Origin of the sequence: Herpetosiphon giganteus (genome assembly GCF_016907925.1) — a bacterium.
Taxonomy (GTDB): Bacteria; Chloroflexota; Chloroflexia; order Chloroflexales; family Herpetosiphonaceae; genus Herpetosiphon; species Herpetosiphon giganteus.
On the sequence record NZ_JAFBCZ010000003.1, the window covers coordinates 169,133 to 190,844 of the forward strand.

A 21,712-nucleotide genomic window follows, 5' to 3' on the forward strand; every position below is an offset into this window, starting at 1 on the left:
ATGAGCTGTTGGGTGGCAGGGTTCGAATACGCGCTAGATTCATTGTACTTTCAAGCGACAAGCGATTTGGATTGAGGTGCTAAATGGCAATCCGCAGTTTCAAAGATTTGGAAGTTTGGCAAAAAGCAATGGATCTAGCAGCAAATGTCTATGCTGTGACTCAAACAATGCCGCCCGAAGAGCGATTTGGACTAACCAATCAAGTACGTCGAGCAGTTGTCTCAATTCCGGCCAATATTGCCGAAGGTCACGGTCGGCTCTATCAAGCCGAATACATTCGATTTTTATCAATTGCCCGTGGCTCGCTGATGGAAGTTGAAACTCATATTCTGCTTGCAGAACGTTTGGGATTTCTTCAACCAGACCAACTATCTGAAACTAAAGGATTAATCGGTCAAGTGGGGCGTTTAATCAATGGCTTGTTACGCTCGCTTCGGGCAAATCAAGCCACTGGTCGGATCAGTGAAACTGGTAGTGATTACCAATCCGATCCCCAGCACCCAACACCCGATCCCCATATCCATAAAGGAGTATTCAACGATGAATGAAGCAGTGATTGTTGCTGGTGCGCGAACCGCCGTCGGCAAATCCAAGCGCGGGATGTTTCGCAATAGTCGGCCTGATGATTTGGCAGCGGCAGCGATTAAAGCTGTAGTTGAACAAGCTCCCGGCCTCGACCCACGCGAAATCGAAGATTTGATTTTGGGTTGTGCGATGCCTGAGGGCGAGCAAGGCCTGAATATTGCGCGGATTGCCGCGCTGCGCGCTGGCTTGCCAATCGATGTGCCAGCCCAAACCGTCAATCGTTTTTGTGCTTCGGGCTTGCAAACGATTGCCCTCGGCGCAGAACGGATTATGGCAGGCGGCGCTGATGTTATCATCGCTGGCGGCGCTGAATCGATGAGTATGGTTCCAATGTCGGGCAATAAATTTGCCCCCAACCCATGGATGGCCGAGCACTATCCAGAAATTTACATCAACATGGGCCTGACCGCTGAAAACGTCGCCCGTAAATTCAACATCAGCCGCGAAGATGCCGATGCTTTTTCGTATCGCTCGCACATGAAAGCGATCGACGCAATTCAAGCAGGTCGCTTTGCTGATGAAATCGTGCCGGTTGATGTTGAGTTTGCCGAAGCTGAAGCAGGCGGCGAAATCAAACGGAGCAATGCGACGGTCAAGGTCGATGAAGGCCCACGCCGCGACACCAGCTTGGAAGGCTTGGCCAAATTGCGGCCTGTATTCCATGTCAAAGGCACGGTAACCGCTGGCAATTCATCGCAAACCAGCGATGGTGCAGCCGCAGTGCTGTTGATGAATCGCCAAAAAGCTGATGAACTTGGACTCAAACCCTTGGCGCGCTTCATTGGCTTTGCAGTTGGTGGCGTTGGCCCAGAAGTCATGGGCATCGGCCCAGTCGTGGCGATTCCGAAGGTTTTGAAAAAGACCGGCTTGAATCTGAGCGACATCGACTTGATCGAATTGAACGAAGCGTTTGGCGCACAAGCCTTGGCCGTGATTCGCGAGCTTGGCATTGACGAAAGCAAAACCAATGTTAATGGTGGCGCAATCGCCTTAGGCCATCCACTCGGCTGTACCGGCGCAAAACTGACCGTCCAAATCATCAATGAACTTCGTCGCCGCAATGGACGCTATGGCATGGTAACGATGTGTGTTGGCGGCGGCATGGGCGCTGCGGGCATTTTCGAGTTGTTGTAGGAATTGAAACCACGAAGAACACGAAGAGCACTAAGCACGATTAACCAAATCTTCGTGAAACTTCGTGACCTTCGTGGTTAAAACAAGCCTAAAACTCCAACTCTCGATAGCCGACTTGACAGGGTGCGCCAAAACTATAGGCCACTCGCTGCTGCGTCAATTCATACAAACCAGACCAAAGGGTGCTCGAAAACTCTTTATGGCAACAAAGCGGAATCTGATGATCGCTCATGGCTTGGGCGGTTTGCAACCAAGGATCGCCCTGTTCATGGCCGACCGCAGCACATAAAAAAGCTTCGCGCGCCTTGGAATCAATCAGCGGGCGACGGCCTTGCAACGGCATCAAATCAGGGTAATTGAAGTGGTTGGTGGTTGCCAGCAGCGTATCCGATTCTAAAACGCCGATTGGTTGACCAGGATAGCACTCTAAACGGGCAAAATGGCCATGGCGATCGGCGACAGTATAATTAAAGGATGAAAGCTGAGGCAATTCGCGAAACAAGCTGATTACTTCGGCGGTGCTGGTGCATAAATCTAAGGCCAAACGCGGCAGCAGATGAAACGGAACGCCTGGCTGCAAATGCTCCTGCCGATCGGCCATAACTTTGTGCAATCCAACAAATAAGCCATGTTCGTTGATGCCATCGTAGCGACCACCAACCAAGCCACCGTTCATGCCAATATGCTTATAGCCGTAGCTGCTACTCGTGGCGAGCAAATCGCGGGTTGGCATATTGATATAAAAATCATAATTGCGCCCAACGAATATTTGACCGCTGGAATGTTGCCAAGCCACTGCTGAACAGGCTTGAGGCAAGGCCGCAGCTCGCAAAAACAAACTGCGTTCTGCTGGTGCATCAAAGGCAGCAGCAAACGTCGCCAACTCATCCCATAAGGCCGAATGGGTATGCCGAATAATCGCCGCACATTCAGCCAAAAAAGCCAAATCATGCTCCCACGAGCTTGAGCGAAACGGCGATTTAACCCGTTGGAGCATACTCGCCAAATAGCGCCCAATCTCGCTTGGCGAGCCAATTAATTGCAGAAAACGATACATAGCAAGTATGAAGGATGAATTATGAAGGATGAATCAACACTGGACACATAAATATCTTAGCATGAAACTGATAACGTATCAGATACCATTCATCCCTCATCCTTCATAATTCATCCTTATTTCATCCTTCATCCCTCATAATTCATCCTTTACATTAGGAGGTTTCCCCAATGGAACTCAACGAAGAGCTACGCATGTTGCGTGAAACCGTTCGCGATTTCGCCGTTAAGGAAATTAAGCCGATCGCCCGTGAGGTCGACGAAGCAGAGCGTGTGCCATTCGAGACGATTCGCAAAGCAGGCAGTTTGGGCTTGCTCGGCATTCCATTTCCCGAGGAATTTGGCGGCGCTGACGCTGGAATCGTCGGTTATTGTATTTTGCAAGAAGAAATTAACCGCTATTGCGCCTCAACTGGCACGATTATCGGCGCACACGCTCAGCTTTGTGGGATGTCGATTTTTCTTTCGGGCAACGATGAGCAAAAATCACGCTACCTCAGCAAACTCAATGAAGGCAAATTATTGGGTGCTTGGGCGCTCACCGAGCCAAATGCAGGCTCCGACGCTGCCAGCATTACCACCACCGCAACCCAAGATGGCGACGATTGGGTCATCAACGGCGGCAAAATGTGGATCACTAATGGCTCGTTTGCCGATGTGATTGTCGTGTTTGCATCGACTAATCGCGAGCGCGGCGCACGCGGCGGCATCACCGCTTTTATTGTCGAAAAAGATTTCGTAGGCTTCAAAGTTGGCAAAGTCGAAGAAAAAATGGGCTTGCGCGCTTCGCATACTGCCTCGATTTTCTTTGAAAATTGCCGCGTACCAGCCAAAAACGTGCTTGGCGAAGTTGGGGCAGGCTTTGGCGTTGCAATGAAAACGCTCGATATTGGGCGCTGTGGCTTGGGTGCAAGCGCACTTGGCTCGGCCAAAGAAGCCTACGATTTGGCCTTGCACTATAGCGTTGAACGCCAACAATTTGGCCGACCAATCGCCGATTTCCAAGCAATTCAGATTAAGTTGGCTGAAATGCGTACCAAAATCTATGCGATGGAGCAAATGGTCTATCACTGCGCGGCCTTGGTTGATGCCAAAAAACCAGCTACGCTTGAATCATCGATGGTCAAGTTGTTCTGCACCGAAGCAGCTTCGCAAATTATCGACGAAGCAATTCAAATTTACGGCGGGATGGGCTTTAGCCGTGAAGTGCCGCTCGAACGCATGTATCGCGATGCGCGGGTAACGCGGATTTTTGAAGGCACCAACGAAATTCAAAAATATGTGATTGCTGGCGAAGAACTCAAAAAACTGGGCCATAAAATCAAAATGTAGGTAGCGTTCAACAGAAGTACCGTTAGAATGACACTGTGGGCATGGCTCATGGTGTCATTTTGCATTTAAACAAGTGAGCATAAGTATGCGTCAAAGATGGCAGTTGGGCTATGGATTGCTATTTGTGCTGTTAGTTGGCTGTGGCGAAACTGCCAGCGTTGCATTTGGCGATCTTTGCCAGCAAGCTAATAATGGCAAACTCATCAAAACGGAAGGCTATCTAGTGGTTGGTTCGTCTATCTTTTGCTCGAATATAGGCAGCAGCCACGTCCAATGCGAGCTTGAGTTTGTTGATGATCTGCGCAACGCCAAGCAGATTGCAGTGCTGATTAACGAAGGGACTGGCAAGAATCAAATCGTAGTGCCAGAGAATTATAGCGCGGAGACCATTGTCATTCACGATGATTCGGGAGCGGTCGTCAAGCTCGGCGAAAAAGTGCAGCTTGCTGGCGAAATAGTGATTAGTAAAACAAATGTTTGCTTAATCAATACGAAAACGATCAAACGCTTACCATAATCAACGAACCAAAGCCCAAATGAGCTGTTTATTGCAATCATAGCTTGAAAAGTTATGGTTTTTTGAGTTTGCTGCAACATTTGCTAACAAAGTCCGTAGATATATCCGAGCAGAAGCGAGTTCAGCAATGAATTTTCGCACTTACCCGCGCCATGGTTTTTGGCGCGGTAGTATTTTAAAGCACGTGATGATTAACTAAGGCTGCAACTACGGCCAAAACCAGCATTTCGGCAATTTCGCAGAGCGCACCATAGGTATCGCCAGTGAGGCCACCGAGCGAGCGCACCATCCAGCGGGCAATAATGATCGTTGCCACAATCACCACGCCAAAAATCAAGCCAGCCCACCACCAGAGCAAGCCAGCAGCAACCAAACCAGCGCAGATCGTCGCCCACCAAAAATCGCTGCGCCGCGTATGATCGTGAAATGTGCGTCCAAGCCCACCTTCAGCAGCAGGCGGAAACCAAAAAATACCAATAATATCGACCCAACGGCCAAGCGTTGGTGCAACAATCAACGCCCGCCACGCAAGATCGCCACAGCCAAGCACAAACAGCCATTTCAGTAGCAAAATACTGATCAGTGCAATTGCCCCCATTGTGCCAATACGGCTATCTTTCATAATTTCGAGCTTGCGCTCACGCGAACGCCAGCTAAACAGCGCATCGGCACTATCGGCAATGCCATCTAAATGTAAAGCGCTGGTAATTGCACCCCAGGTTAAAATTGCACACAAACTGCCAATTGTTGCGCCCCATAGCCATGTCGCGCCAAACCATGTTGCCGCCACCAAGCCACCAATCAGCATGCCTGCCAAAGGAAAAGCCACCATCGAACGCACAAGCGCTTGTTCGCTCATGGCTGGTTTGCCCGGCACAGGCAAGATGGTGAGAAAGCGCAAGGCTTCGGCAAGATGCTTGAGCACCGTATCTCCTTGGTTAAACAGCAACGCAAGGCTTTATCGAACAACGATAAAACCCTGCGTCAAACAAAAACCTTAGGCTACTTCTTCGGAAACTGCCACTGGCAATGCATTGCTGGCATAGGTACAATCGGGGTAGCGGGTGCACGAATAGAATGTGCGGCCACCACGAGCACGTTTGGCAACCACTTTGCCCTCGCCACATTGCGGGCAAGTCGGCGCATCGTTGGGCGTTAAGCGCACAATCGAGCGGCAGGTTGGGTAGCCAGTACACGACAAGAATGGCCCGAATTTGCCCTCTTTTTGCACCATTGGACGATTACATTTGGGGCATTTTTCTTCGGTGGGCTTGGGCGGCGGAATTACCACAAAATCCTTGCCCTGAGCGCGCACCTTGCGAATGCCTTTGCAGGTTGGGTAGTTATTGCAGGCCAAGAACGGGCCAAAGCGGCCTTTTTTGAGGCTCATTGGGTTGCCACATTCTGGGCAGGTGGTGTTGCCGAAGATTTCGGGCTGGGTGGCAATGTGAATTCCACCTTCGCCATCACGCTCCAAATCGCCAGTCCAGCTACATTCTGGATATTGCGAACAAGCCAAGAACTCGCCATTGCGGCCCCATTTGATCACCAAATGATTGCTACATAACGGACATGGCAGCTCGGTTTTGATTTCTTCGCGCTTGACATTGCGCATCTCGGTTTCGGCAGCATGCAAGCGCAGAGCAAACGGATCGTAGAATTCGCGCAGCACAGGCACCCAACGGCGCTGGCCTTCAGCAATATCATCAAGCCGCTGTTCCATATCCGAGGTAAAGTTGTAATCGACAATATCTTTGAAGTGCTCAACCAGCAAGTCGGTAACTACGCGGCCCAAGGTCGTTGGCATCAATTTCTTTTCAACCAACTCAACATACTCGCGAGCAACAATCGTCGAAATTGTTGGCGCATAGGTTGATGGGCGGCCAATGCCTTCGCTTTCCATCTGCTTGACCAAGGTTGCCTCGGTATAGCGTGGTGGTGGCGTAGTAAAGTGTTGCTCGCCAAACAAATCGTGCAAATCGAGGGCTTGGCCTTCGTTGAGTTGCGGCAACAAAGCCTCTTTGTCTTCGTCCTCGTCGCCTTCATCAAGGCTCACGTTATAGACGGCCAAAAAGCCATTAAATTTGAGCACCGAGCCAGTTGCGCGAAAGGTAAAGGGCGCGCCAGCAGCGGTTTTGATGCCAACTCCAGCGCCAATATCGATGCTTGTGCTATCAAAAATTGCCGCTGCCATCTGCGAAGCCATAAAGCGCTTCCAGATCAAATCGTATAAGCGTAGCTCATCGCGGCCAATCGTGGCTTTTAATTGATCAGGGCGGCGCATAACGCTGGTTGGGCGAATTGCTTCGTGAGCTTCTTGTGCGCCTTTGGCCTTGGTTTTGTAGATATTGGGTTTAGCTGGCGCATATTCTTTGCCATACAGCTCGGTTATTAAGCTGCGAGCCTCGTTTTGCGCATCGACAGCAACATTGGTCGAGTCGGTACGCATATAGGTAATCAAGCCAACTGTGCCATCTTTGCCGCCAACATCAACCCCTTCATACAATTTTTGGGCCACTTGCATGGTGCGTTTGGAGCTAAAGCCCAGCTTGCGGCTGGCTTCTTGTTGCAAGGTACTGGTGATAAATGGTGGCGAAGGCGAGCGGCGTTTATCCTTGCGCGTAATCGCCCCGACAATATAATTTGCTCCTTCCAAGGCACTCAACACAGCATCGGCATCGTCTTTGCTGGGAATCGCAAATTTATCGAGTTTTTTGCCATTGCGGGCATGGAGAATTGCGCGAAAAATATCGTTTTTGGCTAGTTTTTTCAAGCCAGTTGGCGATAAATCAGCTTCAATCGTCCAATATTCTTTGGGTTCGAAGCTTTCGATTTCGCGTTCGCGCTCGACGACCATGCGCACAGCAACCGATTGAACGCGGCCTGCTGAAAGCCCACGCCGTACTTTGGCCCATAAAATCGGCGAAATTTTGTAGCCGACTAAGCGGTCGAGTACCCGCCGCGCTTGTTGGGCATCGACCAAGTTCGCATCGATTTCGCGCGGATTGCGAATTGCGCTTTGAATCGCTTCCTTGGTAATTTCATTAAAGGTAATTCGATAGACTGGCTTGCGTTTGCCAATATTGGCTGCTTGCAAAATATGCCAAGCAATTGCTTCGCCTTCGCGGTCGTGGTCGGTTGCGAGGTAAATTGCAGAAGCAGCTTTGATTTCGCGTTTCAAGTCGGCAATGAGCTTATCTTTGCCCGCGCTAATTTCATAGACCGGGGTAAAATCATTGTCAATATCAATGCCAATTTTACTCTTGGGCAAATCGCGCACATGGCCCATGCTCGCGGTGACGCGATAGCCAGCGCCCAGATATTTTTGAATCGTTTTTGCTTTAGCTGGCGACTCAACAATCACCAATTTAGTATCCATAGGGTTTTTCCTTAAAAGTTCACACTGTGCCACCAACCGACGCATTCAAAACGCGGCGAATCAGTTCAAAGTTGACGTGTACTGGAGCAGCGTCGCTTAGGTGGCCTCGTTGAGGCACGAGCGGGAATTCGTGCGGCGTGAAGTACAGTGCCACAACTATCCACTTCTGTCAATATAGCGCAGAGCATAAAGCATAGCGAAATTATGAAGGATGAGGGATGAAGGATGAAAGCCCATAGCCCATAGCTGTACTGGTTCATTGGGTTGGCAACCATGGTTCATGCCCTCACCCCCAGCCCCTCTCCCACTGAACGCGGGCGAGGGGAGCAGTGAAATCGCGGTTCCCCCTCGCCCGTTCGACGGGAGAGGGGGCTAGGGGGTGAGGGGGCAAACCGCCGTTAACGCAATGTACCAGTACACCTCACCTCTAGCCTCTGAATCCTGACCCCTGAACCCTAACGCCTTATTTCATATTTCATCCTTCATCCTTCATAATTTCAGTTTCCATTGCCTTGACATGCAATAATCGGCTATAATCGATGTAGAAACATTGCTGTACTTCGCTATGCTCACTCCCTAAATCTCAAGCGCGATCGATCCAACCTCCGATTCGCTAGGCTTGCAATGAGGATTCATTATGAAAGAAGTAGTCTGTATCACGCTCGGTCGTTCGCGGCGTGACTTTAGCTTTACAACAACGCTGTTGGGCGAAGAAATACGGGTGCGCCGCATTGGAGCCGATGGCGATGTCGAACGGGTCAAACAGTTGATTCGCGAGCACGATGGCAAGGTCGATGCAATTGCGCTTGGCGGGGTGATTGCTAATTTTCGGGTTGGCAAGGCCAGCTATCAACACAACCAAGCCTATACAATCGTCAACCAAGCTCGCACTACGCCAACCGCCGACGGCGTGTTGCTCAAATCGACGCTCGAACGCTGGACGGTTGCTCAAGCAGTGGCCCGCGAACCTGGCCGCTTCAACTATCGGCGGGTTTTGGTCTTTTCAGGCATCGAACGCTATTCGTTGGCCGAATCGCTGAGCAACTATAACGTCGATTTGCGCTTTGCCGACCCCAAGGTGCATTATGGTTTGCCGTTTACGCTTAGCTCGCTGAGCCAATTGGAGCGCTACGCTAAATTTGCCATGCCCGATTTGGCCAAAAAGCCCTATCGGCGGATTCACCCGATTGGCAAGGGCGCAACCCACGATAGCCGCCTCGAAAAAGATTGTGCTTGGGCCGATGTGTTGGCTGGCGATTTTGCCTTCATTCGGCGCTACGCGCCCCAAGATCTGCGTGGCCGCACGATTTTGACTGACGATCCCTCGCCTGCTGAGATTGAAGATTTGCGCCAACGCGGAGCGCATACCTTAATTACGCTTACGCCAAAAATTAGCGAAGAGCATCCGTTTGTTTCGGCAGATGTGCTTGAGGCCATGATTTTGGCGGTGACGGGCAAGCGCGAGCTTGATGAAGCCACCGTTTTGCAAATTACCGCCGATGCCAATTGGGAGCCGCACATTCAGCGCCTGACCAACGAAGAAGAATTAGAAAAATTTGCCTTTGTGATTCACCCGCTCTCGACCAAATTTATCTATAAAGATCCGCGCTTCAAAGTGCTCAAATATGTGCCGCAGCGCTTGGTCGAACGCGCTATGGCTCATTTGCCACCAATGTATCTTTCGAAGATGAAGGGCATCAAATCGACGGGTACGGGCAAAGAGATTGAGGGCATTTTGCTGACCTTGGGCGCTACGCCACGCGAATTAATGCGCCGCCCAACTGCATTTACCTATCGGCGCTTGATCAAAGCAGCGCGCATGGCCGAACGCATGGGCGCAAAGCTCATGGGCTTGGGCGCGTTTACCTCGGTGGTTGGCGATGCTGGCATCACAGTGGCCCAAAAATCCGATATTGGGATTACCTCAGGCAACTCGCTGACCGTCGCTGCAACCCTTGAAGCCGCCAAACAAGCAGTTATTCTGATGGGCGGGCGGGTTGATCAAGGCACCGCTGTCGTAATTGGGGCAACTGGCTCGATTGGCGCGGTTTGCTCGCGCTTGCTAGCCCAAGCTATTGGCGATGTGGTATTGATTGCGCCCCGACCTGAGCGCTTGATTGCCTTGAAAAAGCAAATTGAGGCCGAAACGCCCAATGCCAAAGTGACGATTGCCACCAAGGCCGATGATTATGTTGGCAGCGCCGACCTAATTGTTACGACCACGACCGCGCTCAATACCAAAATTGTCGATATTGAACGCCTAAAACCAGGTGCGGTGGTCTGCGACGTGGCCCGCCCACCAGACATCAAAGAAGAAGATGCTGCCAAACGCCCAGATGTGTTGGTGATCGAATCGGGCGAAATTACTTTGCCCGGCGAGGTCGATTTTGGCTTTGATATTGGCTTGCCAGCAGGCACAGCCTATGCTTGCCTCTCCGAGACAGCCCTCTTGGCGCTTGATGGCAAGTTCGACGATTACACCCTTGGCCGCAATATCGAAATGGATCGAGTCAAGGAAATGTATCGTTTATTCAAAAAGCATGGGCTGAAATTAGCTGGTTTGCGCACCTTCGATGAGTATGTAACGCCCGAAATGGTGGCTGAAAAACGCCGCTTAGCCGATCAGCGGCGCAGAGATTTGGGTTTGCCAGTAACCACCGAGGCCGAAACCCTAACCAGCGAAATGCCGCTCGAAGTTGGTGGCAGCAGATAACGACCGTCAACGGCGTAGGCATTGAGCTTGCGCCGTTGCTTTTTTCGCTGCAACACTCGCTGGCTAACAGCGTATGGTTTTTGCTTGAAACAAGCATCTACTAGCGAGAGATTGATGATGCAAGCATGTACCTATTGTGGCGGCGATGTTCCCGACGATTGGGAAGAATGTACAACGTGTGGCTGGCTGCGCGATGGTTCGTTGGCGTTGCCGCTTGAGCCTGCCAAATGCCCCTATTGCGGCGATGAAGTACCAGAGGATTGGGAAGAATGCCCAAGTTGTGGCTGGTTGCGTGATGGCTCGCTGGGCATTGCCTCGCCAGAACCGCCACCGCCAAGCGTGCGCCAATTAATCTGCTTGCGCTGTCAGGCCCAAATGACCTTTTTGGGCTTCAAGCAATTTCGCGAAAGCTCGAACTCGCTGGATATTTTGCAAGGTCGCTTTGGCTCGTTTCGCCACGATTTTCAAATTTTGGAATTACACGGCTGTGGCTATTGTGGTTATGCAGAATTGGCCTTGCCGCATATCGGTAGTTAGTTGTTAATTAGAAACCGCAAAGAACGCGAAGGCCACGAAGGCGATCCATCGTGGTGAAAAGCTATCTTTCTAAATAATACCAAATAGCGATTCGCAAGAATTTAATGAAGTTGAAGGGAGTTGAGGATGCAACAGTGTAGTTATTGTGGCGCTGATGTCGCCGACGACTGGGAAGAATGCGCAACGTGTGGCTGGCTGCGCGATGGCTCGTTGGCCTTAGCTAGCCCAATTGGCGAGCGCCAAGTCGCTTGTTTACGCTGCGATACGGCGCTCGAATTTCGTGGCGTAAAGTATTTCCACGAAGGCATGTCCTTAACTGGAGCCTTGGTGGGCGCAGTTGGCAACTTCATCAAGCGCGAACGGCTTGAAATGTATGTTTGCCCGCAGTGTGGCCGCTGCGAATTATTCGAGCCTGAGCTAGGCCGCTAACGCAACAATCGCCAGCTTGCGGCGTATAAACCCATAGCGAACCACAACAGGAGGAACTACTATGGGCTTATTTGATGGATTAATGGGCAACGCTTCGGAAGTCGATCCGCAAGTAGCGCAACGCGATTTTGCCCAACTACTGGCGTGGGGCGAACAAGTTCAACGAGCCTATCAACTCATTCGCGATTTTTTTATTTTTACCGATAAACGCTTGATTTTGGTCGATAAACAAGGCATTACTGGCAGCAAAGTCGAATATCATTCGATTCCATACCGCAGTATTACCCACTTTAGCATCGAAACCGCTGGCCATTTTGATCTCGATGCCGAGTTGAAAATTTGGATTTCGGGCAATCCTGTGCCGATTCAAAAACAATTCAATAGCCGGATCAATATTTATCAGTTGCAAGCTGTTTTGGCTGCCTTTGTTGCTCGTTAAATAAAAACAGCTCGCATGAAAAAATCATGCGAGCTGTATTTTAATTTATTCGGCGTGAAACTCCAACACATATAAACCATAGCTAAAATCGCTGACATATACATATTGATCGCGCACTTGCACGCCCCACAAATTGACACTTGGCGAGTTGCCGTTTGGCCATGCTGCAACCTCTTTGGGCTGGCTGGGATCACTAATATCGAGCATACGCAAGCCATCGCGATACCACGAAGCATACAGATATTGGCCTTGAATCTCGGAATTATGCACAGTTGGGTTGGTAGCGCGCTTCGCATCAATCGAATTTGGCGTGTTATAACGACCAATTTCAACTGGCTTGCTCGGATCGCTCAGATCAAAGAATTGAATTGCTCCACCACCATCAAAATACTGTTCGATTGTTGCCTTGGCCTCAGGTTGGCTCAGCAAGGCCGCAGCGGTCGTACTGCTCAGCAAATACATCGGCAAATTAAAATCAGTGATTAAATCAACATCATCGCCAAATGGTAGCTCTTGGTAAGGCTTGTTGGCATAGAGCAACAAACCTGCTGCCTTGCCATTTTGAGCCACGATAAACTTACGCTCAATCGAACAGCCCGCCATTTCGATCAACACAAAGTGGCCAGCAAAATCGGGATATTCGGCCTTGGGATCGCAGGCTTGCTCAAGCACCACAAACTCGATACTCAAGGGCGCATCAAGCTTTTCGCCAAAAGGCAGTTTACGGGCATACGCAGGCTCGGCAAGTGCGGGGTGGCTAATTTTGACTTGGGCATTGCTAAAATCTTCATTATTCAAGGCCAACAATTGCCCGTCATTCCAATCGACAACCGAGTGCGCATCGCCCTCAGCAAGCGCAGGATAGGGCGTTTGGCCAAGGTAGATTGGCTGCGCAGGGTCTTGAATATCCAAGATAATCACGCCTGCATCCCAATAAGAGAGATAGGCGCGTTGGCTATTGCTGCTGGCCCGAACGCTATGCAAAAAGACTCCAGGGAAGTTACCACGTGTCTGATCAGCATAATCAAGCATTTGCCAACCGGGCTTTTGATCAATACCCCAGCGGCTGAGCTTGGTTGGTTTGCTCGGCGTGCTCAAATCAACAATCCACAATTCAGCCCGATGCTCAGCCATAGGTGTTGAGCCAAACAAGTTGTTGGTTGGTGCTGCAAGCAAGGCCAAGGCTTGGCCACTTGCGTTGACGGTCAGATCAAGCTCATGCACGCCGAGGGTGGTTGCAAAACGAGCCAATTCGACAGGCTTGCTTGGATCGGTAATATCCAAAATTTGAATACCTGGCTTGGTTTCGCTGGTGCACGGCTGCATGCCCACAATTGCAATATCCTGATCGCCAATCCGCGCCACATCCATATCTTCGAGCGACACATTTTTGACCACCGGCGAGTAGCCAGCAACTTCTGGCTGGCGTGGATCGCTCACATCAATTAATGTGATGCGATTTTCGAGTTGGCATGAACCTGGCTGCATGCCCAGCAAAACCAAATCGTTGTAAAGGGTAAGATCGGCGTGACGACCCTCGATCGGCGGCTTGAGCCGCAATCCGCCAACTTGCTCAAAGTGCGGGCCGCTGATAATTGGTGTTGCGGTGGCAGCTGGACGCGGCGTTTTAGTCGGGTTTTGATTTGGACTATCTTTATCGCTGCGCGTTGGCAGCGCAGTTGGATTTTGGGCAAGCTCGGTCGCCGGTACAGGAGTGGCATTTTGGCTGGCGCAGGCAGTAATCAAGCTTAGGCAGATTGCCAAACCAAAGCAGCGTGATAGACGTTGAAACAACATTTGTTCTCCTCTCAGCATAGTGTTTATGCGTGGCTTGCTGGTTGTTGGCGCATAAATTGAAAAATCGTGCGAATGAATTTAACTGGTTCCTCGAACGGTGGGCAATGGCCGCTGCGTTCGAAGTGAATCAAGGTGGATTGCGGCAAGTGTTCGTGCAAATATTCGCCAACTTTGCCTGGGTAAAGCCAGCTTTGCGCGCCATAGCACAACAGAATTGGCACATCCATCGTTGCCAACAAATCACGATAATCACGATCAGCCATATCTTCGGCCAAGGGCAAAAGCGCTTTGGGATCGTAGTTGCGACGATAGGGCGAAGTGAACCAAGTGGCAAAGCGCAACAGCGCGCGATTGGGATGCACAACGCCCATCGCAAAACGGCGCAACACTCGGCGTTGTTGGCTTTCAAACAATTGGCGCATGCTGGTGATATGGTCGGCGGTGTAAGCCCCGAACAAACCCATGGTCCATTCTGTGCTGGTTTGCATACACGGGGTCTGATCAACTAAAACAATACTTTTGAGGTTATCGACCCCGAATTGGCGCACATATTCAAAGGTGGTCAAACCACCCATCGACCAACCAACGATTGTTGGTTTTTCAAGTTTGAGGTGCTCGATTAATTGATGCAAATCTTGGGCTAGGCGCGCAATGGTCAGCGAGCCTTGGCCTGGAGTTCGGCCATGGCCTCGCAGGTCGATGGCGATACAGCGATACCAACGGCGCAGCGCTGTGGTGATGCCAACCCAGTGCGAGCCTGCGCTCGTCCAGCCATGAATAAAGATAATTGCTGGCTTTTGGCCGCCAGTGTCAGTGTAAAAGATCGGGTTTTGATCATCGGCTAAGAAGCTTGACATAGCATCCTCCATAGTTTAGGGGTGTTTCGCGGCCAGCAAGATCGATTTGTGACGTTATTTGACACAACTGTCAGCTATACTCATCTCAAAACCAAGCGGGTCGTGATAGTAAACGCTGGGATGAGTATTAACGATTGAACTGGAGTACAAACGATGGAACAGGAAGCTTTAGTAACCCGCACCTACCGCGCTGCAATTCGCTCAGGAGATGATTATATAACGATTGAAGAGACAATTGCACTCCCTCCAACGGCTGATGATGCAGCAATCAGTCAAGCTGTCGAAACCGGCTGGCGCATCTTTCGCGCTCAACAAGCAGCGGTCGAGGCCCAAATTAATGCCTTGCGTGATGCTCACCCTGCGATCAATACGCCACGCATCGCCGACCCCGATTCGCCTGCGAGCGAAAAACAACGCTCGTACTTAGAGTATTTGATCAATACATTGGCAATTAACGATGGTCAGATGCAGGCAACCTTGCAAGAACACAATGCAAGCTACGAAACCCTGACCAAAGGCCAAGCTTCGGAAATTATCGATGGCTTGAAGCAGCAATTAGATCAAAAGCCAGCAACCAGCCAAGCGAGCGCTGCGGCTGCGGTCGCTTCTAGCCCAAGTGCCAACAGCACCAGCAACATGCTCGAATCGACGGCGAGCGAACCACCAGCCAGCACCCGCCAATTGGCAGCGCTGCAACGGGTCGCCGGTCAACAAGGCGTTGATCTGAACGCTGAAATTCGCCAACGCTTCGGCGCGCAGCAGCTCGACGATCTTTCGGTCAACGAAGCAGGTGCATTGTTGCAAGAACTGCAACAACGCAGCTTACGCCGCTAAAAGTCCTATCGCTGGCTAGCCCATACGCAAGCAAAAATAATGACTATTGGCTAGCCAAAAATTCACAATCTGCGTCTCTAACTATGGGCAACTGAGTAAGTACACTAAACCAGAGGAGTTTCAAATGAACGTTAAAGGAACCGTAAATCGAGTTGAATTGATCGGCTGGCTGGGCGGCGAACCAACCCAACGCTTTTTGCCATCGGGAGTTGGGGTTTGCGATTTCAATGTGGCGACCAAGCGCTTTGGCAGCAAAGACGAACAAGGCGAGCAAACCTTCGATACCGAATGGACGACGATCGAAGCCTGGAATGGGCTTGGCGATATTTGCCAAGATCGTTTGCACAAAGGTAGTCGGGTTCGAGTAGTTGGCAGCTTGCACACCCGCTCGTGGGAAGACAAAGACAGCGGTCAGCGCCGCTCTAAAACCGTCGTCCGCGCCGATGAAGTTTTGTTTCTCGATAGCTACGGCAACGACGAATAAGCCTAAAAGACAAAACCCTCAGCAGATTTGCTGAGGGCTTTGTTGGTTGGAGCCGCATGTCGGACTTGAACCGACGACCTACCACTTACAAGGCGGTTGCTCTACCAACTGAGCTAATGCGGCTTAACGCGAATTATTATACGCATGAATCGTGGTTTGGTCAAGATACCACAAAAGAACATAGAACATAGAGCATAGAGCATATGTCCTTAGAAGATTGAAGGTTTTAGCTCTGAATCCTAGCCCCTGCGCACTGGCCCCTCGACCCTTGAGCCAGTAGCCAAACTGCTAGAAACTTTATACAATCAGCCAACTAGCGTGTTTAGCGGAGGCAGGGTATGAAACGAACTCCTGTTGATTCATCAAATTTGGCTTCGGTTGGCTATGATGCGACAAACCAGACCTTAGAGATCGAATTTCAAAACCGCTCAATCTATCAGTATTTTGAAGTACCCGAGGATATTTATAACGAGTTGATGCAGGCCGATTCTCATGGCAGTTATTTCAACGGCTATATCCGAGGCGCTTTTATGTATCGGAAAGTTTCGCGCTAAACAGCAACAGGGCTGGCAATTGCCAGCCCTGCTTTGTTTTGGTTGACTATTTGTAGGGGTGCAGACGGATTGATCCAAACCTAGCCGTAAGCCCACCTCTTATTCACACACGATTTGATCTATTAGTGCAGACAGATTGATCCAAACCTGTCGCTATGGACAGACGGATTAATCCAAACCAAACGAAGATATTAAACATCAACTAAGCCTTTGAAAGTTGAGACTTTGGCAATGTTATCTTCTTTAGTCACGTATTCCCATGCAACAAAATTGATCATCACCAGGTAAGTGAAGTAGAGAAAGAACTTGCCATTCATTGCCTACCATAAAAGGCCAATTCTCACAACGATAATATCCTCCTACCTTCCCTAAGTACAAATATTCATACTTCTCAGTAAAAACTCCTGTTGTTGCTGCCTCACAGATCGATGATTCATCTGATGCAGATTTATCACGAGGAATAAAAATATCCTTACTTTTAGTCATAACCCATTCAACTCGAAGCCGTTTGGGAACATTTCTCTTTACTCCGGGAAATAGTGAAAGTTGTTCATCACATGACTTGTTGGAAATTTCCGAAGGCTTATTCTTCCAACTCCATAAAACAACAGCATGCTTGCCAGATCCTACTAATACCATATTTACTAATGCTGCTGCCACTGATACGTTATATTTTTTTGCTAGATTCAATGCTGTTTTATAACAAATACCATAAGTTTTCAGTTCTGGCAGGAATGTAGATTGTGGCATGAGAAGTTCCGCACCACCTAGATTACAGAGAGTTTCTTTTTCCTCTAAAGAGAAATTCCCATACCAACGTTGCCCTCCTATAAACTTTCTTGGTATAGCATCAAAGAGAATTTCCATAAGCTCATGTGCAGCGGTAAAACGTTGCCTTAGGACTGGATCTTCAGCATTAACGATTATCTGTCCCTTTTTGGGAATTAGAAGACCTTGTTGTCCTGGCAAATCATCCACCTTTGGCATGGGCATGTTAAAATATTCATAGATTTTGTTTAGATTAATTGGAGGAATATCGCTTAGTCCTGCCTTCTCTCGAAGAAATTGTGCATATTGGAGAACATCATCACGAGTTTTTATAATACCCTTTGTTTGGATAAATAATTTCCCAGGATTCATGTACATAGTTTCTTCTCCTAATAAAGAAGAATGAATATTATAATATATAATTCGAATATAAATAATTTAATTTATATATTATTCTTCATCATCTTCATCAAGATAATCTTTGACTTTATTATAAAGTTGTCGCCATTCATCAGATGTTTTTGGCTCTCTGCCTCTTCTAGGTATACTTAATAACTTTTCAACTACTCCAAATCCAAGATTATCTTCTCGGGCAAATGTTCTTAATGAACTTGAAATTACAATACCTGAGTTTTCTATTTCTCCAGTTAATTCAGATGTGCTTGTTCCTAAGGCTTTTGCAAGGTTAGTAATAATTATTACTGACACATTAGAAGCTGCACCCCTCTCAATTAGTGAAATATAATTTCTAGAAATACCAACTTGTTTTGCGAGATTTTCTTGACTAATACCTAAATCTCTACGTCGTGAATGAACTTGGAACCCGAGTTCATGTGTATTCATTGGAACCCTCCTTGGGCCTGTGATCTTCTATAAAACCGAAGTTTACCAACAAAGATTGAAGTCTCTTGATGTGGATAACAATATTATTTCCCTATGCTAAGCCATGAATTACCTCTTGTCAACTACAGTGTGCATTTTACTAACCAATTGACATTAAGAATGGCTCATGATAAATTCATGACCACTGAATGACAACTGTACTATGCAAATGAATATTCAGTATAATCAAAATCTATCTCAAAATAATTTTAGAGATAATCCAAACTTTCCCGACGAAAAGGTATTTTGATTGACAAATAAGAACATATGTTCTATTTTTGTAGGTAGTATTTCTTGATAAAGGGTTCTAATTATTCTTCATTAGTATCTGAGGACTTACAGATGGGAATGAGCGAAAACGGTAAATCTAAGGATCGTCTAATCAAATCTCTCTATATTGCTGAGAAACATAAGCATCGGTTAAGTGTTACCTCACTTAGCCATAAACTTGGCCTCTCATCAAGCACCATCAGTGGACATCTCAGTGACCTTGCGAAAGTTGACCGAAACGCTGGTCGATTAGACCCACTTGTTCAAGAAACAGTAAAGCGAGGGTATTGGCTGTTAACAGAAGCAGGACGATATCATGCGCGATATCTCTTGGGTATTAGAGAGGAAGACGAAGCTAACCTATTACAAGGAATTCCCTACCGTGGCCTCATTGCAGCCGGGCCTGCAATCCTAGTTGAAGAGCCTGAGAATAGTTACTTACAAATTGATCACCTTAACCCTGAGACTCATTTTGCACTCCAAGTTCGTGGTACAAGCATGATTGGCTATCACATTTGTGATGGCGATATCGTCATTATGCGTAAAGTAGATTTATTCGACCACGTGTCTGATGGACAAATTGTCGCAGTATTAGTACCTGAAGGTACTGATGTAGAAGTACCTGACTGGCATAGACGGTTGGAAAGTGCATTAAATAGCTCAGAAAGTGCTCACATACCAGCTCTGGATCATATTACTCTCAAGCAAATGGATCAACAATTGAACTGTCTCCGCGGCTCACAAGGAACTATTAAACCACCAGCGATGCAGATTATTGGCGTTATGACAGAGTTACGGCGACAATCCATTAAATAGCAGCAGGTATTGATTTAGAGTCTGAAGGTAGAAAATATACAGTTGAATAACGATGGATAAGAACTCTTAGCCCTGAAAGGAATTTTAATTATGCCGAAGAGCACACAAAAGCCAGGCCAGAAACCAGCAAAACCAGGTGAATATGTCGAACGAGGACCTCGTGGCGGCGAGGTTCCTAACCCTCGGCGTGTGACTATTGAACCTGGTGATAATCCTCTACCACCAACTCAAAAACCTGGACGAACATGGGAAAGAGAGGGCCCTCCAAAATCCTAAAACATATCAATTTCGTTCGATAACAGTAAGGAACAACATATTGGCTGAGCGAGATAATTTTGATTAGTATTAGCCATTGTAAATATATCTATGTACTATTAAATATCTTATTCAGCCTTTTTTAGCTCAAAGGAGACATCTTGAATTCACACGATAGTAACACTTCATATCAACCACCAATCGATTGGACAGTTGATGCAAAAGGTATTCTTGATAGTCGTCGTTTGCCTGATGAAGCCTTCACCAAAATGTGGGATACGATTATCCTGAAACAGGAATCCAAAACTCGTCTGCTCTGTCAGGCATTACTCAACTTCACTCTTCGAGCAAAAGTTGACCGCTCTATTGCTCCACTGCATGGAATTATTCTTCTTGTTGGGCCTCCTGGTACAGGGAAGACTTCACTTGCCCGTGGCTTAGCTTCTCGTATTGCAGAGGCCTTTCCAAAAGACGCCTATCGATATATTGAGGTTGAACCTCATGCACTAGCAAGTTCAGCTTTAGGAAAGAGTCAAAAAGCTGTGACTGAATTGCTTGGGGAAACGATAGCAGAGCAAGCTTCATTAGGTCCTTTAATCGTGCTGCTTGATGAGGTGGAAACACTAGCCGCCGATCGTAGTAAGCTCAGTTTGCAAGCTAATCCCGTTGATGTACACAGAGCTACTGATGCAGTATTGGCCCAACTAGATCAATTAGCTATGCGTTATCCAAAGATGTTGTTTATTGCCACCAGTAATTTTCCTCAGGCGATAGATACTGCATTCCTGTCCCGTGCCGACCTTATTCTTAACATTGACCGTCCAGATCAAGAAGCTCGTAGGGAAATTCTACAGTCCACATTGCATGGTTTAGCAAATACCTACCCTCCTATTGGGAGACTCGTAAATGATCAGAAATTCAATGCACTTGTTGCACTTTGCGATGGTTTGGATGGGAGACAGATTAGGAAAATGGTAATAAGTGCATGTGCATTCAATCGCAGTACAGCTTTAGATCCGAGCCAACTAACCATTGAAAACTTGATTGCTGCGGCTAAGGAAGTGAAGGAAAATAGTCTCCAGAATAAGGAGTTGACCGCATGACTGTCATGATGCGCAGAATCATTGCCACACCAGCGCGTTCTGCATCGGATGCTTGGGGCATCGTTATTGAACTTCTTGCTGCTGAAAACAGTAATCCCGCAAGAAAAGAATTGGCTGCTGTAGCGAATATCGCTAGCCTCATAATTGCAGATGAGGCAACAAAGTCATCACCGATTATTGTTTATGGATCTGGTCCTCGTATACGGATATATTGTCTGTACGATGATGATGCAATAGAGGGTGATCAGGCAAAAGAGAGCCCTTTCGCTTTTAATCCAACCGAAGGAAACTGGCAGTTATCACTTCCCTGCCAAACTGATGATCTGGAGTGGGTGCACGCTGCCTTAAAAAAGCACTCTACCCGTATAACAGCACGCGATATGCTTAGTCCTCTTGTGGAAGAAGATACCACGAGTTCTTCTAAGAGTCAGTCAACAGGTGATATTAATATGGAGGCATTCTTTCGACCATGAGTACTGCTGTTCGAGTAAACACTTATACCCAGTCCGTCACCTACGTGACAGACAAGATGCTTACCTCTATCAAGAATATTATCCGTTGGAGTGGTCTGAGTCCTGAGAAATTTACTAGTCAGTGGGATACACTAGAACGGGGAATCAAAGCATGGTTGAACTCCGAGCATCTCCAACAAGTACACTTGGAGGTATATAACCCTACTACTAATAAATTAATCGGTCGTTGGGATTTTGAGATTTACTACGGTTTTTCTGGCGATGGTGCCTTCTGGGTTGATCCCGACGCGATCAAGTACCATATCCAGAAGTCTGGGGCATGGCCAAGCACTTGTTCTTACCAGATTATTGTAACAAATAAACCAGGTAGGCCTGATGTAGTTGGCTGGTCTAATGCTACATTGCGTTCAACAGATGGGTTCATAAGACAAAGTATTGGAACGGCTATCGATGGAAGTGGTTTATCTACTGGCACTACCTACTGGAGAAAGGCATAGT

General features: G+C 48.2%; 23 protein-coding genes and 1 tRNA gene. 16 read left to right on the forward strand and 8 right to left on the reverse strand.

The window, feature by feature from the left end; all coding sequences use genetic code 11:
- The first annotated feature begins 83 nt into the window (after positions 1-83).
- Together JOD20_RS03715 and JOD20_RS03720 are read left to right on the forward strand one after the other, a co-directional pair.
- Positions 84-548 (forward strand): four helix bundle protein, encoded by a 465-nt coding sequence (locus tag JOD20_RS03715; RefSeq protein WP_204753971.1) that lies wholly within the window; start codon positions 84-86, stop codon positions 546-548.
- Positions 541-1,719: an acetyl-CoA C-acyltransferase gene (locus tag JOD20_RS03720; protein ID WP_204753972.1), complete on the forward strand. Its 1,179-nt coding sequence runs from the start codon at positions 541-543 to the stop codon at positions 1,717-1,719. The genes JOD20_RS03715 and JOD20_RS03720 overlap by 8 nt, the downstream gene beginning before the upstream one ends.
- An 88-nt stretch (positions 1,720-1,807) precedes the next feature.
- Here JOD20_RS03720 and JOD20_RS03725 read toward each other — a convergent pair whose 3' ends face one another.
- Entirely contained in the window at positions 1,808-2,776 is a 969-nt protein-coding gene (locus JOD20_RS03725) for a C45 family autoproteolytic acyltransferase/hydrolase (RefSeq protein ID WP_204753973.1), read from the reverse strand.
- 170 nt (positions 2,777-2,946) lie between these two features.
- Here JOD20_RS03725 and JOD20_RS03730 point away from each other — a divergent pair, with 170 nt between their 5' ends.
- Both JOD20_RS03730 and JOD20_RS03735 read left to right on the forward strand, forming a co-directional pair.
- Complete coding sequence (locus tag JOD20_RS03730) at positions 2,947-4,107, forward strand: acyl-CoA dehydrogenase family protein (RefSeq protein ID WP_204753974.1); 1,161 nt, start codon at positions 2,947-2,949, stop codon at positions 4,105-4,107.
- Between the two features lie 85 nt (positions 4,108-4,192).
- Positions 4,193-4,624, forward strand: a complete 432-nt coding sequence (locus tag JOD20_RS03735) for a hypothetical protein (protein WP_204753975.1) — start codon at positions 4,193-4,195, stop codon at positions 4,622-4,624.
- Positions 4,625-4,799: 175 nt separating this feature from the next.
- On the opposite strand, the gene cobS is transcribed toward JOD20_RS03735, so the two are convergent.
- Together cobS and topA are read right to left on the reverse strand one after the other, a co-directional pair.
- On the reverse strand, positions 4,800-5,549 hold the full coding sequence (gene cobS, locus JOD20_RS03740; RefSeq protein ID WP_204753976.1) for an adenosylcobinamide-GDP ribazoletransferase: 750 nt from the start codon (positions 5,547-5,549) through the stop codon (positions 4,800-4,802).
- 72 nt (positions 5,550-5,621) lie between these two features.
- Positions 5,622-8,003 (reverse strand): type I DNA topoisomerase, encoded by a 2,382-nt coding sequence (gene topA / locus JOD20_RS03745; protein ID WP_204753977.1) that lies wholly within the window; start codon positions 8,001-8,003, stop codon positions 5,622-5,624.
- Positions 8,004-8,640: 637 nt separating this feature from the next.
- On the opposite strand from topA, the gene JOD20_RS03750 reads away from it, so the two are divergent.
- The 4 genes from JOD20_RS03750 (at position 8,641) to JOD20_RS03765 (ending at position 12,121) form a co-directional block, all read left to right on the forward strand.
- Positions 8,641-10,716 carry a serine carboxypeptidase gene (locus JOD20_RS03750; RefSeq protein WP_204753978.1) on the forward strand — a complete coding sequence of 692 codons (2,076 nt, stop codon included), beginning with the start codon at positions 8,641-8,643 and terminating at the stop codon, positions 10,714-10,716.
- A gap of 114 nt (positions 10,717-10,830) precedes the next feature.
- Entirely contained in the window at positions 10,831-11,253 is a 423-nt protein-coding gene (locus JOD20_RS03755) for a zinc ribbon domain-containing protein (RefSeq protein ID WP_204753979.1), read from the forward strand.
- A gap of 126 nt (positions 11,254-11,379) precedes the next feature.
- Complete coding sequence (locus JOD20_RS03760) at positions 11,380-11,682, forward strand: hypothetical protein (RefSeq protein ID WP_204753980.1); 303 nt, start codon at positions 11,380-11,382, stop codon at positions 11,680-11,682.
- Between the two features lie 61 nt (positions 11,683-11,743).
- A complete protein-coding gene (locus JOD20_RS03765) occupies positions 11,744-12,121 on the forward strand; it encodes a PH domain-containing protein (RefSeq protein ID WP_204753981.1) in 378 nt (125 codons plus the stop codon).
- Positions 12,122-12,166: 45 nt separating this feature from the next.
- Here the strand turns inward: JOD20_RS03765 and JOD20_RS03770 are convergent, their stop codons facing one another.
- Both JOD20_RS03770 and JOD20_RS03775 read right to left on the reverse strand, forming a co-directional pair.
- Positions 12,167-13,918: a PA domain-containing protein gene (locus JOD20_RS03770; protein ID WP_204753982.1), complete on the reverse strand. Its 1,752-nt coding sequence runs from the start codon at positions 13,916-13,918 to the stop codon at positions 12,167-12,169.
- Between the two features lie 23 nt (positions 13,919-13,941).
- Positions 13,942-14,775 (reverse strand): alpha/beta fold hydrolase, encoded by an 834-nt coding sequence (locus tag JOD20_RS03775; RefSeq protein ID WP_204753983.1) that lies wholly within the window; start codon positions 14,773-14,775, stop codon positions 13,942-13,944.
- Positions 14,776-14,928: 153 nt separating this feature from the next.
- Between JOD20_RS03775 and JOD20_RS03780 the strand changes: the two genes are divergently transcribed.
- Together JOD20_RS03780 and JOD20_RS03785 are read left to right on the forward strand one after the other, a co-directional pair.
- Complete coding sequence (locus tag JOD20_RS03780; protein WP_204753984.1) at positions 14,929-15,609, forward strand: hypothetical protein; 681 nt, start codon at positions 14,929-14,931, stop codon at positions 15,607-15,609.
- A gap of 124 nt (positions 15,610-15,733) precedes the next feature.
- Positions 15,734-16,093 carry a single-stranded DNA-binding protein gene (locus JOD20_RS03785; protein WP_110519544.1) on the forward strand — a complete coding sequence of 120 codons (360 nt, stop codon included), beginning with the start codon at positions 15,734-15,736 and terminating at the stop codon, positions 16,091-16,093.
- Between the two features lie 47 nt (positions 16,094-16,140).
- Here JOD20_RS03785 and JOD20_RS03790 read toward each other — a convergent pair.
- A tRNA-Thr gene (locus tag JOD20_RS03790) sits at positions 16,141-16,216 on the reverse strand.
- A 215-nt stretch (positions 16,217-16,431) separates the two neighbouring features.
- Between JOD20_RS03790 and JOD20_RS03795 the strand changes: the two genes are divergently transcribed.
- Positions 16,432-16,647 (forward strand): KTSC domain-containing protein, encoded by a 216-nt coding sequence (locus tag JOD20_RS03795; protein WP_204753985.1) that lies wholly within the window; start codon positions 16,432-16,434, stop codon positions 16,645-16,647.
- A gap of 243 nt (positions 16,648-16,890) precedes the next feature.
- Here the strand turns inward: JOD20_RS03795 and JOD20_RS03800 are convergent, their stop codons facing one another.
- Positions 16,891-17,793, reverse strand: a complete 903-nt coding sequence (locus JOD20_RS03800; RefSeq protein ID WP_204753986.1) for an ImmA/IrrE family metallo-endopeptidase — start codon at positions 17,791-17,793, stop codon at positions 16,891-16,893.
- Between the two features lie 72 nt (positions 17,794-17,865).
- Positions 17,866-18,258 carry a helix-turn-helix domain-containing protein gene (locus JOD20_RS03805; protein ID WP_204753987.1) on the reverse strand — a complete coding sequence of 131 codons (393 nt, stop codon included), beginning with the start codon at positions 18,256-18,258 and terminating at the stop codon, positions 17,866-17,868.
- A 381-nt stretch (positions 18,259-18,639) separates the two neighbouring features.
- Between JOD20_RS03805 and JOD20_RS03810 the strand changes: the two genes are divergently transcribed.
- The 5 genes from JOD20_RS03810 (at position 18,640) to JOD20_RS03830 (ending at position 21,711) form a co-directional block, all read left to right on the forward strand.
- Positions 18,640-19,383, forward strand: a complete 744-nt coding sequence (locus JOD20_RS03810; protein ID WP_204753988.1) for a LexA family protein — start codon at positions 18,640-18,642, stop codon at positions 19,381-19,383.
- Between the two features lie 90 nt (positions 19,384-19,473).
- A complete protein-coding gene (locus JOD20_RS03815; protein WP_204753989.1) occupies positions 19,474-19,659 on the forward strand; it encodes a YjzC family protein in 186 nt (61 codons plus the stop codon).
- A gap of 140 nt (positions 19,660-19,799) precedes the next feature.
- Positions 19,800-20,741: an AAA family ATPase gene (locus JOD20_RS03820; RefSeq protein ID WP_204753990.1), complete on the forward strand. Its 942-nt coding sequence runs from the start codon at positions 19,800-19,802 to the stop codon at positions 20,739-20,741.
- Positions 20,738-21,214, forward strand: coding sequence for a hypothetical protein (locus JOD20_RS03825; protein ID WP_204753991.1), 477 nt, complete (start codon positions 20,738-20,740; stop codon positions 21,212-21,214). The genes JOD20_RS03820 and JOD20_RS03825 overlap by 4 nt, the downstream gene beginning before the upstream one ends.
- Positions 21,211-21,711, forward strand: a complete 501-nt coding sequence (locus JOD20_RS03830; RefSeq protein ID WP_204753992.1) for a hypothetical protein — start codon at positions 21,211-21,213, stop codon at positions 21,709-21,711. Before JOD20_RS03825 ends, JOD20_RS03830 begins: the two co-directional genes overlap by 4 nt.
- The last annotated feature ends 1 nt before the right edge of the window (position 21,712 follow it).

Excerpts from the sequence above, each read along its gene's own strand:
- JOD20_RS03715 (WP_204753971.1), top strand. The coding sequence starts at position 84 with ATGGCAATCCGCAGTTTCAAAGATTTGGAAGTTTGGCAAAAAGCAATG.
- JOD20_RS03720 (WP_204753972.1), top strand. The coding sequence starts at position 541 with ATGAATGAAGCAGTGATTGTTGCTGGTGCGCGAACCGCCGTCGGCAAA.
- JOD20_RS03725 (WP_204753973.1), bottom strand. The coding sequence starts at position 2,776 with ATGTATCGTTTTCTGCAATTAATTGGCTCGCCAAGCGAGATTGGGCGC.
- JOD20_RS03730 (WP_204753974.1), top strand. The coding sequence starts at position 2,947 with ATGGAACTCAACGAAGAGCTACGCATGTTGCGTGAAACCGTTCGCGAT.
- JOD20_RS03735 (WP_204753975.1), top strand. The coding sequence starts at position 4,193 with ATGCGTCAAAGATGGCAGTTGGGCTATGGATTGCTATTTGTGCTGTTA.
- topA (WP_204753977.1), bottom strand. The coding sequence starts at position 8,003 with ATGGATACTAAATTGGTGATTGTTGAGTCGCCAGCTAAAGCAAAAACG.
- JOD20_RS03750 (WP_204753978.1), top strand. The coding sequence starts at position 8,641 with ATGAAAGAAGTAGTCTGTATCACGCTCGGTCGTTCGCGGCGTGACTTT.
- JOD20_RS03755 (WP_204753979.1), top strand. The coding sequence starts at position 10,831 with ATGATGCAAGCATGTACCTATTGTGGCGGCGATGTTCCCGACGATTGG.
- JOD20_RS03760 (WP_204753980.1), top strand. The coding sequence starts at position 11,380 with ATGCAACAGTGTAGTTATTGTGGCGCTGATGTCGCCGACGACTGGGAA.
- JOD20_RS03765 (WP_204753981.1), top strand. The coding sequence starts at position 11,744 with ATGGGCTTATTTGATGGATTAATGGGCAACGCTTCGGAAGTCGATCCG.
- JOD20_RS03770 (WP_204753982.1), bottom strand. The coding sequence starts at position 13,918 with ATGTTGTTTCAACGTCTATCACGCTGCTTTGGTTTGGCAATCTGCCTA.
- JOD20_RS03775 (WP_204753983.1), bottom strand. The coding sequence starts at position 14,775 with ATGTCAAGCTTCTTAGCCGATGATCAAAACCCGATCTTTTACACTGAC.
- JOD20_RS03780 (WP_204753984.1), top strand. The coding sequence starts at position 14,929 with ATGGAACAGGAAGCTTTAGTAACCCGCACCTACCGCGCTGCAATTCGC.
- JOD20_RS03785 (WP_110519544.1), top strand. The coding sequence starts at position 15,734 with ATGAACGTTAAAGGAACCGTAAATCGAGTTGAATTGATCGGCTGGCTG.
- JOD20_RS03795 (WP_204753985.1), top strand. The coding sequence starts at position 16,432 with ATGAAACGAACTCCTGTTGATTCATCAAATTTGGCTTCGGTTGGCTAT.
- JOD20_RS03800 (WP_204753986.1), bottom strand. The coding sequence starts at position 17,793 with ATGTACATGAATCCTGGGAAATTATTTATCCAAACAAAGGGTATTATA.
- JOD20_RS03805 (WP_204753987.1), bottom strand. The coding sequence starts at position 18,258 with ATGAATACACATGAACTCGGGTTCCAAGTTCATTCACGACGTAGAGAT.
- JOD20_RS03810 (WP_204753988.1), top strand. The coding sequence starts at position 18,640 with ATGGGAATGAGCGAAAACGGTAAATCTAAGGATCGTCTAATCAAATCT.
- JOD20_RS03815 (WP_204753989.1), top strand. The coding sequence starts at position 19,474 with ATGCCGAAGAGCACACAAAAGCCAGGCCAGAAACCAGCAAAACCAGGT.
- JOD20_RS03825 (WP_204753991.1), top strand. The coding sequence starts at position 20,738 with ATGACTGTCATGATGCGCAGAATCATTGCCACACCAGCGCGTTCTGCA.
- JOD20_RS03830 (WP_204753992.1), top strand. The coding sequence starts at position 21,211 with ATGAGTACTGCTGTTCGAGTAAACACTTATACCCAGTCCGTCACCTAC.